This window comes from Pseudomonas sp. (genome assembly GCF_026224925.1).
In the GTDB taxonomy this organism is placed as follows: Bacteria; Pseudomonadota; Gammaproteobacteria; order Pseudomonadales; family Pseudomonadaceae; genus Aquipseudomonas.
In genome coordinates this window covers 1-11891 of record NZ_JAMFRV010000250.1, presented here as the reverse complement: position 1 = coordinate 11891, position 11891 = coordinate 1, and the positions used below count along the sequence as shown (strand labels likewise).

General features: G+C 55.6%; 11 protein-coding genes. 6 read left to right on the top strand and 5 right to left on the bottom strand.

Annotated features, from left to right (window positions below; genetic code table 11):
• The 4 genes from M0974_RS10925 to M0974_RS10910 form a co-directional block, all read left to right on the top strand.
• Positions 1–2126, top strand: a 2126-nt coding sequence (locus M0974_RS10925; RefSeq protein ID WP_297836128.1) for an efflux RND transporter permease subunit, incomplete at its 5' end; no start/stop codon positions are given.
• Positions 2123–3526: an efflux transporter outer membrane subunit gene (locus tag M0974_RS10920; protein ID WP_297836125.1), complete on the top strand. Its 1404-nt coding sequence runs from the start codon at positions 2123–2125 to the stop codon at positions 3524–3526. The genes M0974_RS10925 and M0974_RS10920, both read left to right, overlap by 4 nt.
• 156 nt (positions 3527–3682) lie before the next feature.
• On the top strand, positions 3683–4786 hold the full coding sequence (locus tag M0974_RS10915) for a tetratricopeptide repeat protein (protein ID WP_297836123.1): 1104 nt from the start codon (positions 3683–3685) through the stop codon (positions 4784–4786).
• Between the two features lie 372 nt (positions 4787–5158).
• Positions 5159–5521 carry a histone-like nucleoid-structuring protein, MvaT/MvaU family gene (locus M0974_RS10910; RefSeq protein ID WP_297836122.1) on the top strand — a complete coding sequence of 121 codons (363 nt, stop codon included), beginning with the start codon at positions 5159–5161 and terminating at the stop codon, positions 5519–5521.
• A gap of 531 nt (positions 5522–6052) precedes the next feature.
• Here M0974_RS10910 and M0974_RS10905 read toward each other — a convergent pair.
• A complete protein-coding gene (locus M0974_RS10905) occupies positions 6053–6652 on the bottom strand; it encodes a DUF4946 domain-containing protein (RefSeq protein ID WP_297836120.1) in 600 nt (199 codons plus the stop codon).
• 133 nt (positions 6653–6785) lie between these two features.
• Between M0974_RS10905 and gloA the strand changes: the two genes are divergently transcribed.
• Positions 6786–7307, top strand: coding sequence for a lactoylglutathione lyase (gene gloA, locus M0974_RS10900; protein WP_297836118.1), 522 nt, complete (start codon positions 6786–6788; stop codon positions 7305–7307).
• Positions 7308–7427: 120 nt separating this feature from the next.
• On the opposite strand, the gene M0974_RS10895 is transcribed toward gloA, so the two are convergent.
• The 4 genes from M0974_RS10895 to M0974_RS10880 all read right to left on the bottom strand — a co-directional run bounded on the left by M0974_RS10895 (position 7428) and on the right by M0974_RS10880 (position 11439).
• Complete coding sequence (locus tag M0974_RS10895; RefSeq protein ID WP_297836117.1) at positions 7428–7949, bottom strand: DUF3833 domain-containing protein; 522 nt, start codon at positions 7947–7949, stop codon at positions 7428–7430.
• Positions 7950–8117: 168 nt separating this feature from the next.
• Entirely contained in the window at positions 8118–9680 is a 1563-nt protein-coding gene (gene ahpF / locus M0974_RS10890; RefSeq protein WP_297836115.1) for an alkyl hydroperoxide reductase subunit F, read from the bottom strand.
• A 133-nt stretch (positions 9681–9813) separates the two neighbouring features.
• On the bottom strand, positions 9814–10377 hold the full coding sequence (ahpC, locus tag M0974_RS10885) for an alkyl hydroperoxide reductase subunit C (RefSeq protein ID WP_297836112.1): 564 nt from the start codon (positions 10375–10377) through the stop codon (positions 9814–9816).
• A 102-nt stretch (positions 10378–10479) separates the two neighbouring features.
• Complete coding sequence (locus tag M0974_RS10880) at positions 10480–11439, bottom strand: site-specific integrase (protein WP_297836110.1); 960 nt, start codon at positions 11437–11439, stop codon at positions 10480–10482.
• A gap of 177 nt (positions 11440–11616) precedes the next feature.
• Between M0974_RS10880 and M0974_RS10875 the strand changes: the two genes are divergently transcribed.
• Positions 11617–11891: DNA-binding protein (locus tag M0974_RS10875; RefSeq protein ID WP_297836108.1), on the top strand; the 275-nt coding region annotated here is incomplete at its 3' end.

Here is an 11891-nt window from a genome sequence, read left to right as displayed (position 1 = left end):
TGGTCGTCATCCTGTTCCTGCAAACCTGGCGCGCTTCGATCATTCCACTGGTGGCCGTTCCGGTCTCGCTGATCGGTACGTTCGCCGTGATGCACCTGTTCGGCTTCTCACTCAACGCCCTGTCGTTGTTCGGATTGGTGTTGGCTATCGGGATCGTGGTGGATGACGCGATTGTGGTGGTGGAGAACGTCGAGCGAAACATCGAGCTTGGATTAAATCCGGTGGATGCCACCAAGCGTGCGATGAAAGAAGTAACCGGCCCAATCATTGCCACGGCACTGGTGTTATGTGCGGTGTTCGTACCTGCGGCCTTCATCTCGGGCTTGACCGGACAGTTCTACAAACAGTTCGCCCTGACCATTGCGATTTCCACCGTCATTTCGGCCTTCAACTCCCTGACGCTGTCCCCTGCCCTATCGGCAGTGCTGCTGCGGGCCCATGACGCACCGAAAGATGGCTTCTCGCGTTTTCTCGACAAGCTGTTGGGTAGCTGGTTGTTCCGTCCGTTCAACCGCTTCTTCGAAAAAGCCAGCCATGGGTATGTCAGCACCGTAAGCCGAGTTATCCGGACCAGCGGCATTGCCTTGTTCCTGTATGCCGGTTTGATCGTGCTGACCTGGTTCGGTTTCGCCAACACCCCAACCGGCTTCGTACCCACCCAGGACAAGCAGTACTTGGTAGCCTTTGCGCAATTGCCGGATGCGTCCAGCCTGGACCGTACCGAAGACGTGATTAAGCGCATGTCCGACATTGCCCTCAAGCAACCGGGCGTAGATAGCGCGGTGGCCTTCCCTGGCCTTTCAATTAACGGTTTTACCAACAGCCCTAACGCCGGCATCGTGTTTGTAACACTTAAGCCATTCGACGAGCGTAAAGACCCCAGTGAGTCAGCCGGCGCCATTGCCGGTGCACTGAACGGCAAGTTCGGTTCGATCCAGGAAGCGTACATGGCGATTTTCCCACCGCCTCCGGTACAAGGCCTGGGCACCATCGGCGGCTTCCGTGTGCAGATCGAAGACCGTGGCAACCTGGGTTATGACGCGCTGTACAAAGAAACCCAGAACATCATCACCAAGAGCCACACCACACCAGGATTGGCTGCACTGTTCACCAGCTATACGGTAAACGTGCCTCAGGTCGATGCCGCTATCGACCGTGAAAAAGCCAAGACCCACGGCGTTGCGATCAGCGACATCTTTGACACGCTGCAGATTTATCTGGGTTCGCTGTATGCCAACGACTTCAACCGCTTTGGCCGTACGTATCAAGTCAACGTCCAGGCTGAACAGCAGTTCCGTCAGGAAGGCGAGCAGATCGGTCAGTTGAAAGTGCGCAACAACCTCGGCGAAATGATCCCGCTGGCGACCTTTATCAAGGTCAGCAACACCTCGGGCCCGGATCGTGTTCAGCACTACAACGGCTTCATTACCGCAGAAATCAACGGCGCCGCAGCACCGGGTTACAGCTCGGGCCAAGCCCAGGAAGCCATTGAGAAACTGCTTAAAGAAGAATTGCCTAACGGCATGACCTACGAATGGACCGACCTGACGTATCAGCAGATCTTGTCCGGCAACACCGCGCTGCTGGTGTTCCCGCTCTGCGTATTGCTGGCGTTCCTGGTTTTGGCTGCCCTGTATGAAAGCTGGAGCCTGCCATTGGCAGTGATCCTGATCGTACCAATGACCCTGCTGTCGGCCATCGCCGGCGTGATCATTGCCGGTAGCGATAACAACATCTTCACCCAGATTGGCTTGATCGTACTGGTAGGGTTGGCGTGTAAGAACGCGATCCTCATCGTTGAGTTTGCCAAGGATGAACAAGATAAAGGCAAGACCCCGCTGGAGGCTGTTCTCGAAGCGTGCCGTCTGCGTCTGCGTCCGATCCTGATGACCTCCTTCGCGTTCATCATGGGTGTTGTGCCATTGGTTCTGTCCAGCGGTGCAGGTGCTGAAATGCGTCATGCCATGGGTGTTGCCGTGTTCTCCGGGATGCTTGGGGTGACCTTCTTTGGTCTGCTGCTTACACCGGTGTTCTACGTCCTGATCCGTAACTATGTAGGTCGTAAAGCAGCCCGTAAACAGGCCATCGAAGCTGACAAGACCCTGAAGCTGGAGGCGCAACAATGAGCGTCAAAACGGTAAAGTTTTTCCTGCCGAGCCTGTTGGTTCTGGCTCTGGCGGCCTGTGCCGTCGGCCCGGACTACAAGGCTCCGGTGACGGCCCCAGCCAAAGTAGAGTCTTCTTTGCAGGGCAACTATGACCGCACTCACACTGAGTCGGTCTGGTGGGCGCAGTTCGATGACCCGGTCTTGAATCAATTGGTCAGCCAGTCTATGACCGGCAACCGTGATTTGCGTGTGTCGTTTGCTCGCTTGCAAGCCTCCCGTGCGATTCGTGATCAGGTCGCTTACACCCAGATGCCGATCATCACCAGCGGCGTCAGCAGCCAGTTGGGCAAGGGCCAAGTACCCGGCACCACGACCCAGCGCGTCAATACCGAGCGCTACGACGCCGGCCTCGATATGTCCTGGGAAATCGACCTGTTTGGTCATATTCAACGCCAGATCGAGTCGGCCAATGCCGATCAAGATGCTACTGAAGCTGACCTGTTCCAGCTTCAGGTCAGCATCACTGCCGAACTGGTGGACGCTTACGGACAACTGCGCGGCGCACAACTGCGTGAGCGGATTGCCCGAGACAACCTGAAAAACCAGCAGGACTCCCGTGCTGTTACCGTCAGCTTGCGTGACGGCGGGGTCGGTAACGAACTCGACGTGGTGCGCGCCGACGCTCGCTTGGCCGCAGTTGAGGCCAGCGTGCCCCAGTTGCAAGCCGAGCAAGTACGTGAGAAGAATCGCATTGCGACCTTGATGGGCGAACGTCCGGAGTCGATGAAAGTCGATTTGAGCCCGGCGACATTGCCAGCGATTGCCAAGGCCCTGCCGATTGGTGATCCGACTGAACTGCTGCGTCACCGTCCCGATGTGCGTGCTGCCGAGCGTCAACTGGCCTCGGCCACGGCGCAGATCGGCGTGAACACGGCGGATTTGTTCCCACGGGTCAGCCTCACCGGTTTCCTCGGTTACACCGCAGCCCGTGGTTCACAAATTGGTTCTTCGGCTGCTGCCGCGTGGTCGCTGGGTCCAAGTATCACCTGGCCTGCGCTGGACTTACGCAGCGTGCGGGCGCGGATTCGGGGCGCCAACGCTGATGCAGACGGCGCGTTAGCTAACTACGAGCAGCACGTGTTGCTGGCTTTGGAAGAGTCGGAAAATGCCTTCAGCGACTACAACAAGCGTCAGGAACGCCTGATCTCGTTGATCAAGCAAAGCGAATCAAGCCGCAAAGCTGCGGATTTGGCCTCGATTCAGTACCGCGAAGGTACTGCCGACTTCCTGGTGTTGCTCGATGCCGAGCGTGAACGTCTGGCGGCTGAGGATTCTCAGGCGCTAGGCGAGATCGATACCTACCGCGGCATTGTTGCCATTTACAAAGCATTGGGCGGTGGCTGGCAGCCACAGTCTTGATGCCTCGCTAGCACCCTCCAGCCCCGCCTCTTTTCAAGGACGCGGGGCTTTTTTTCATCTGTGGAACAGCGCTCATAGTGCAGGTTAGAACGATAGTCGTTTGACAGTTGCCAATCACTCGCTGAAGCTGCAAGCCGTTATGAATTGGAAATTGGTATGTCAAAACCGCCTTTGAATGGCCCGCCTGTTGAGTCCAATGCCCGTCCTAAATGGCGCCTCGGTTTGACCATCGCCGTACTGGCCATCGCTGTCGGCGCTGGCGTGCTTTGGTTGCGAAGTGGCCCTGTTACCCCGCCCCCCGCCGTACATACGATCGCCTACGGCCGTGCGCTTGAACAGGCTCATGACGGTAAACCCGGTGCCGCGCGGGTGCTTTTTCAGCAATTTGCACGTACCGACTTGTCTGGCGTTCGGCGCGCAGGCTTGCTGGTGGAGCTCTCGAACTTCCCAAGCCCGCAAGCGCTAAAGCTGGCTGGCGCGGCGCTGCACAGCGATGAAAACATTGTGCGGCAGGCCGCGATCGATGCGATCGTCAAACTTGTGTCAGGTAGCCAGCGCAGCGTATTGCTGGGGCCATTACTCGACGAAAAGGATCAAGCCACACGCTTTAGCGCCGCGAAGGCACTGCTGGGTCTTACGCCTGATGACGTAGGACTGTACTTCAGCCCTCTGGAGCAGGTCGTCGAGGAGTATAAAAACGTGCTGGTCGCCGCGACTCCCGCAACCAGTCAGGACCAACTGCAACTGGCACGGCTTTATTTGCACACCGACGACAAGATGAGGGCCGCCAAGGCACTTGACCAGGCGCTCACGCTTGACCCCGGCAATCTGGACGCCGCACTGGCGCAAATTGATCTATTGGATCAGCAAGGGCAAGTGGATAAGGCCAGACAGCTGTTGGGGCAGTTGCTGGAGCATAACCCTGCCTCATCAATGCTGCAGCATGCGTTAGGCATGTGGCTGTTGAACCACGGGCAAAGCGAATATGCGTTGCTGGGCCTGGCTAAGGCCGTGGAGCTTGACCCGGACAATAATGATTTCCGCTATGACCTGGCTGTTGCCCTGCACGGCCTTGAGCAACTGGAGCCCGCGCAGAAGCAGCTTGAGGACATCATGCAGCGTCAACCCGCCAATCGGCGCGCACGCGTCTTGCTGATCCACTACTGGCAGGAAAGCGGTCAGTTGCAAAAGGTACAAGTGCTGCTCGCGGAGCTTGAGCAACAGAACCCTGACGATCCGGCGTTGCAACAAGGGCTGTGAGTCTCTGAAACTGGCGCCTGGAACGGGCGCTTATGGTTTCCCGACGCGCGGCTAATCTCGGAAATTACTTACAATCTGCTTCCTCCCATATGACAAAAAATAGGGGCGGCGGTTAAATGTAAATTTCCCTTTACTCTAATCAATTGCATAACGCTATTTTCTAACTCGAAAAAAAAGTGCATTATTTGTCTGTCGCTGGTTAACAACTACCCCTTTCCCCAAGCGTGACTGACAGCAAACTGTTAGTTTCTTCCCCGGGAAGAAAACACCTCGGGGTTGGGTAGAGAACTGCAGGATCGAATCGGCCAGACGTTTTTTTCTTATCGTTTTGTCAGGCTAAATCAGCCAACTACACTGTCGGAGTAATGATACTTGTCCAGACTTGCCGAATTTCGCGCAGCAGAAAAAGCCCTTCAAGAACAGCTTGCTCAGCTGGAGTCTTTGAAGAATGACGCCGGACTAAAGAAGGAGATCGAATTCGAACAAAAGCTTCAAGGCTTGATGAGTACCTACGACAAGAGCCTGCGCGACATCGTCGCCATCCTCGACCCGAAGAGCTCGCTACCACAGGCCGCACCCGCTGGAATCAAGCGTCGCAGGGCACGGGTCGTCAAGGTGTATCAGAACCCGCACACTGGCGAACTGATCGAAACCAAAGGTGGCAACCACCGCGGCCTGAAGTCCTGGAAAGAGCAATACGGTGTCGACACTGTAGATTCATGGCTTCGCGCCTGAACAAATTGTCACACTTAAAAAGCCCTGCAACGCAGGGTTTTTTATTGGCTGTCAACATTACAGTCGCACTAATATGTAACTCGTTCAGCGTTCTGACAGGAAAGTACCACTAGATAGGGGGCAAAATAGCGAAATGGTTAGGTAGTACATTTTCGTACAGCCATTTCAGACTATTCCCACCCGACTTTGTTTGACCTTTCATCATTGATTGGCTAAACGGAGGTTAACAACGTCGGTCTGCGCAGGGGTCTAGCTTAGATACCACACTGCGGATTATCTAGTGGCACTTCAATGTTGGGCGACCACTTACGGCGGTGTTTGTAAGGGATGTGATACAGCATCGGATAATCTAGCAATGCGTCGCCACTGCGCACGCTACGCCCCCATTAGTCGGGAACGCTTTGGCTTCACATATTTTTCACATCGATTCTTACAGGATAAGGGCTGCTAAAGGATTAGCGCCCCAATGCCCGCTTCGGCGGGCTTCTTTTTGCCTGTTATTTAGCACGACAGCTCTAGCGCAGCCGTTTATTACTCAACGACCAGTTGCAGGCTGTCACGAATGTGCTGAACCTCTTCCTTTGTCGCCTCGTAACCGTCAGCGGAGCCTGCGTAGGATAACAACCACGCTGTGTCCTTGGTGGCCGCCGCTACGAGCGTCTGGGTCATCACATGGCCGCCGTTCTGAGTAATGCTGCAGGTGGTCTCCAGCGACGGCAGAGCGCTCAGCGTGCCCTCATGGACTTTGCTGCAGACGCTTTGAAATCCGTCACGGGCAAAATTGATCTGGATCGACTTTCGCATCTCAAGCAATACACTTTGCACATTGACCTGATGCCCCGCCTGAAGCTGTGTTTGCGTCAGCTCCATGACCATGACCGGATTTCCATTCTGATCATTCTTCACCGCCCGTTGTCTCATCTGGACAGATGGCTGCCCCTGGGCAGCGGTTGTGGCAGGCAGAGGCTCGACTTCCCACCCGGGAGGCCAGGTCACCATCGCATCAGCGGCATGAGCGCTGCCTATGGCTAACAGCAGGCCCAGGCTTATCAGCGATGATCTGCATTGCGGGTAAATCATGATAGGTACACCAAAACTGTGAGCCGGAAAGTTTGAGCCTGTCATGGGCATCGAACAAGGCTTTAGCGGTCTTTTTGTCAGCGTCCCGCTGCAGCGCCGGTTTGGCACTGGCTGCTCAGCCCCGTATCATTTGGCAATCAGACGACATTCTGCAATTACACAAATAGTTGAACCGGAGATACCCATGAGCTTGCACCCATTGAACACCTTCGCTGGCGTCACCGCCGAACCCGACGCAGCCACGCAAGGCTTTGTGTTCAACCACACCATGCTGCGAGTCAAAGACATCACCGCCTCGCTGGATTTCTACACCCGCGTGCTGGGATTTAGCCTGGTTGAAAAGCGCGATTTCCCGGAAGCCGAATTCAGCCTCTATTTCCTGGCCTTGGTCGATAAAGCGCTGATCCCTGCCGACGACGCCGCACGTAACCAGTGGATGAAGTCGATTCCCGGGATTCTGGAGCTGACCCATAACCACGGCACCGAAAAAGACCCAGCATTCAGCTACCACAATGGCAACACCGACCCGCGTGGGTTTGGACACATTTGCATTGCTGTTCCCGACGTTCACGTCGCGTGTGAACGCTTCGAAAACCTGGGCGTGTCATTCCAGAAGCGGCTGGCCGACGGCCGCATGAACAGCCTGGCATTCATCAAAGACCCGGACGGCTACTGGGTTGAAATTATTCAGCCTACGCCGCTGTAGCCTGCGACTGGTCGAGCTATCTGTGGGACCGATTCGGGAAGGCAACAGCGCAATTATGTCTGATACACCGCGCCGCCCGCCTCCCAAATGAATTCGGCCCCACCGGGCTCCATGGCCTGGCTACTGCTTGGTGAAAAACAACGTCACTTGTCCCAGTTCGACGCCCAGCTTGCTCATGTAGGAACGGTTGGCCAGGGTTTTGTCGTCGAGCATATACATCCAGTCGTCAAACCGTACCTCATAGGTCTTGCCGTCCACCGGCAGATTGAGCACATAGTTCCAGTGGAAGGTATTGCCCGACACTTCACCGAATGCCTCCCCTACTACGTCACTCGCCGTGCCCTTCCAGCGGCCCGGACCGTTCGGACGCAATGTCCAGACCCGAGTCTGTTTCGTGCCGTCGCTGTAGCTAAAGGCCTCATGCATGATCAATGCATCACCTTCGCTGTGGCTATCGATCACCACGTGAAAGCGCTTGGTTACCTCGCCTGAGCGTTTTTGGAAAATACCTGACGCAAGCACCTGGCCCGAAAAATAATCTCGCAGGTCGAGCTTCGGGGCTTCCTGGCTGTACTGACTGACCTGAACCCCGCTACACCCTACCAGACCGAGACCCAGCAACAGCACGATGACTTTCAACATGTGATTTCCTTTTTCGGCATTGGAGTTGGAGTTGCGGGTTTCAGATGCACACAGGTATCGACAAACGCTTTACCAGATCGACGCCCAATCACTGACGACAGGCAAAAAAAATCCGAAGTCTTCTCAGATTCCGGATTTTCCTGACGCTCATGCCCTACGCGACAGTATTTACTCTGGCGCTGAAGTGCGGATCAAGTAATCGAAGGCGCTGAGCGATGCTTTAGCACCGTCGCCCAAGGCGATAATGATCTGCTTGAACGGCACGGTGGTCACGTCGCCTGCCGCAAAGATACCTGGAATCGACGTTTCGCCACGGGAATCCACAACGATTTCGCCGCGCGGCGACAATTCAATGGTGCCTTTCAGGAAATCAGTGTTAGGCAACAGACCGATCTGAACGAAGATGCCTTCCAGCTCGATGGCGATTTCTTCGTCGTTCAGACGGTTCCTGTAACGCAAACCGTTGACCTTCTGGCCATCACCTGTGGCTTCAGTGGTTTGTGCGTTGGTGATGACTGTCACGTTCGGCAGGCTCAACAACTTACGCTGCAACACCGCATCAGCGCGCAGTTGCACGTCGAACTCAAGCAGGGTGACGTGGCTTACAATGCCTGCCAGGTCGATTGCAGCTTCGACGCCGGAGTTGCCGCCGCCAATGACCGCAACACGCTTGCCCTTGAACAGCGGACCGTCACAGTGCGGGCAGTACGCCACGCCTTTGTTGCGGTATTGCTGTTCGCCTGGCACGTTCATTTCGCGCCATCTTGCACCGGTCGCGAGGATCACGGTCCGCGCTTTTAATGAAGCGCCACTGGCGAATTTCACTTCGTGCAGCTCGCCTGCTTTGCCTGGAATCAGTTTGTCTGCGCGTTGCAGGTTCATGATGTCGACTTCGTATTGCTTGACGTGCTCTTCAAGCGCTACGGCCAACTGAGGTCCTTCGGTGTGCTGAACCGAGATGAAGTTTTCGATGGCCATGGTGTCCAGCACCTGACCGCCAAAACGTTCTGCGGCAACGCCAGTACGAATACCTTTACGGGCTGCGTAAATCGCTGCGGCCGAACCCGCTGGGCCACCGCCGATAACCAGCACATCGAATGCTTCTTTAGCGTTGAGCTTCTCTGCCTGGCGATCACCGGCACTTGTATCGATCTTGGCCAGAATTTCTTCCAGACCCATGCGGCCCTGACCGAACAGCTCACCGTTGAGATAAACGCTCGGCACCGACATGATCTGCCGATCAGTCACTTCTGCCTGAAACAGCGCACCGTCGATGGCGACGTGTTTAACGCCAGGGTTGAGCACCGCCATCAGGTTTATCGCTTGAACGACGTCCGGGCAGTTCTGGCAAGACTGGGAGAAGTAAGTTTCGAACTTGAAATCGCCCTTGAGCGACTTCGCCTGTTCAATGGCGTCCGCGCTGGCTTTGGATGGGTAGCCGCCGACTTGCAGCAGCGCCAATACCAGCGAGGTGAATTCGTGGCCCATTGGGATGCCGGCGAAACGCAGGCTGATGTTTTGTCCCGGGCTGTCTAACGAAAACGATGGCGTGCGCGCATCGGTACCGTTGTCTTTCAACGTAATAAAGGTCGAAAGGCTAGAAACTTCTTTAAGCAGTTCCAGCATTTCTTGAGATTTCGCGCCGTCATCAAGGGACGCAACGATCTCGATTGGGCGGGTAACCCGTTCCAGGTACGATTTCAACTGGGCGTTCAGATTGGCGTCCAACATGGCGCGACTTCCTTTTTTTCATTCGCTAGAAAAAACAACGCCCGAGCGATAGTCGCCCGGGCGTTTTGGGGGCGATACGGTTTACTTATTGCTTAACAGCAGAGCCCATGGCGCCCAGCCGATGCATATCGACTTAGATCTTGCCAACCAGGTCCAAAGACGGGGCCAGAGTGGCTTCGCCTTCTTTCCATTTAGCTGGGCATACTTCGCCTGGGTGGGCAGCAACGTATTGAGCCGCTTTAACTTTGCGCAGCAGCTCAGAAGCGTCACGGCCAACGCCGCCGTCATTCAGTTCAACGATTTTGATCTGACCTTCTGGGTTGATCACGAAGGTGCCACGGTCAGCCAGACCAGCTTCTTCGATCAGAACGTCGAAGTTGCGGGACAGAACGTGAGTCGGGTCACCGATCAATGGGAACTTGACCTTGCCGATCACTTCGGACGTGTCGTGCCAAGCTTTGTGTGCGAAATGGGTGTCGGTGGACACGCCGTAGATTTCAACGCCCAGGTCCCTGAACGCAGCGTAGTTATCAGCCAGGTCGCCCAATTCGGTAGGGCAAACGAAGGTGAAGTCAGCTGGGTAGAAGAAAACGACAGACCATTTGCCTTTCAGGTCGGCTTCCGAGACGTCGACAAATGCGTTGTTAACGAACGCAGTGGCTTTGAATGGTTTGACGTGGCTGTTGATGATAGGCATCGGTGAATCTCCTGATGGTGGGTAAAAGTTGATGAAATGAAGCTTACGCACAACCGACGATATAGGCTCATTAGCAAACCTCATGCGGCTGATTGCTTTTCACTATAAGGGGTCTTTATTAATAGAAGAAATCTGTGACAGATTTGAGGGGCCATTGATCTGGTTAAACGGGGTTGCTTCGATGTAGCGCAGAGCCGACTTGACGTCCTTCCAACCGACGTAGCTCATCAGCGACTTCAGGTCCCAGCCACTCTGATGTGCCCATGTGGCGAAGCCGCGGCGCAGCGAGTGGCTGGTGTACTGTTCAGCGGCAATGCCCGCGCGCGCCAACGCCTGGCGCAGCAACGGAATGACACTGTTTGCGTGCAAGCCCTCCTCCCCCAGATTGCCCCAGCGATCAATCGCCCGAAACACCGGACCGCGCACCAACGCTGCGCAGTTGACCCATTCGATATAAGCCTGCACTGGACATAAACGCTGCAACGCTGGCGTTTGATAAGTCCGGCCGAGGTTGTCGCGATCACTTTTACTGCGCGGCAGGTACAGGCTGATCCCCGAGCCAGGCGTCGCTTGCACGTGCTCAATGTCCAATCTGCACAACTCATCGCTGCGAAACCCGCGCCAGAAGCCCAGCAGTATTAGCGCAGCATCGCGCCGGCAGCGCAGCAGCGACGGTTGATCGCTGTCCGCAACGGCCTGCACCGCCTCAAGATCAAGCTTCGCAATTACTTGCTCCAACTCTCGTAGTTGCAAGGGTTCGGCCTGTTTTTCCTGCGCAGGGTGCAACGCCCGAATACCCTTGAGCACCTTACGCACCACTGGCGCCTTGGTAGGGTCTGGGAATCCCTGGCTGTTGTGCCATTGCGCCAACGCCGACAAACGCAACTTCAGCGTGTTGATTGAAAGCACGCCTGCAAAGGCCACCAGGTAGCGCGCCACACTATCACTGGTGGCCGGCAGAAATCCGCCCCAGGTCACTTCGAAATGTTCAACGGCCGCCCGATAACTGCGCCGGGTGTTATCGCGCGTGGCGGCGGCGAGGTAGCGATCCAGTTCGTTCATGCCGGAGGGATCCATATCTGTACTGAAAACCATGCTCAAAACGTGCTTTGTGGTAATGACACGGGATAATACCCCAATATCCCGCGTGATATTTATGAAAATATCAATGAATATTGCCAAATAAATAGTATGTAATTACAGTGTACGTACCACAGTACGAAATCGTAGGAGCATCACATGGCGCGCGGCGGAGTTAATAGAGCGGTGGTTCAAACGGCGCGCATGGCGTTGCTGGCTCGCGGCGAGAACCCGAGCATCGATGCAGTACGAATTGAGATGGGCAATACCGGCTCAAAGACCACGATTCATCGCTATTTAAAGGAGCTGGATGATCATGAATCTCGACAGGCAGCGCCGCCCGCCCAGATCAATGACGAACTGACTGACTTAGTCAGCCGCCTCGCCCAGCGATTGCAGGAGCAAGGGCAAGAGCGCATCGATCGCGCCCAGGC

What these genes read in the sequence shown, in the direction of transcription:
- M0974_RS10920 (WP_297836125.1), top strand. Translation starts at nt 2,123, where the DNA reads ATGAGCGTCAAAACGGTAAAGTTTTTCCTGCCGAGCCTGTTGGTTCTG.
- M0974_RS10915 (WP_297836123.1), top strand. Translation starts at nt 3,683, where the DNA reads ATGTCAAAACCGCCTTTGAATGGCCCGCCTGTTGAGTCCAATGCCCGT.
- M0974_RS10905 (WP_297836120.1), bottom strand. Translation starts at nt 6,652, where the DNA reads ATGCCCATGACAGGCTCAAACTTTCCGGCTCACAGTTTTGGTGTACCT.
- gloA (WP_297836118.1), top strand. Translation starts at nt 6,786, where the DNA reads ATGAGCTTGCACCCATTGAACACCTTCGCTGGCGTCACCGCCGAACCC.
- M0974_RS10895 (WP_297836117.1), bottom strand. Translation starts at nt 7,949, where the DNA reads ATGTTGAAAGTCATCGTGCTGTTGCTGGGTCTCGGTCTGGTAGGGTGT.
- ahpF (WP_297836115.1), bottom strand. Translation starts at nt 9,680, where the DNA reads ATGTTGGACGCCAATCTGAACGCCCAGTTGAAATCGTACCTGGAACGG.
- ahpC (WP_297836112.1), bottom strand. Translation starts at nt 10,377, where the DNA reads ATGCCTATCATCAACAGCCACGTCAAACCATTCAAAGCCACTGCGTTC.
- M0974_RS10880 (WP_297836110.1), bottom strand. Translation starts at nt 11,439, where the DNA reads ATGAACGAACTGGATCGCTACCTCGCCGCCGCCACGCGCGATAACACC.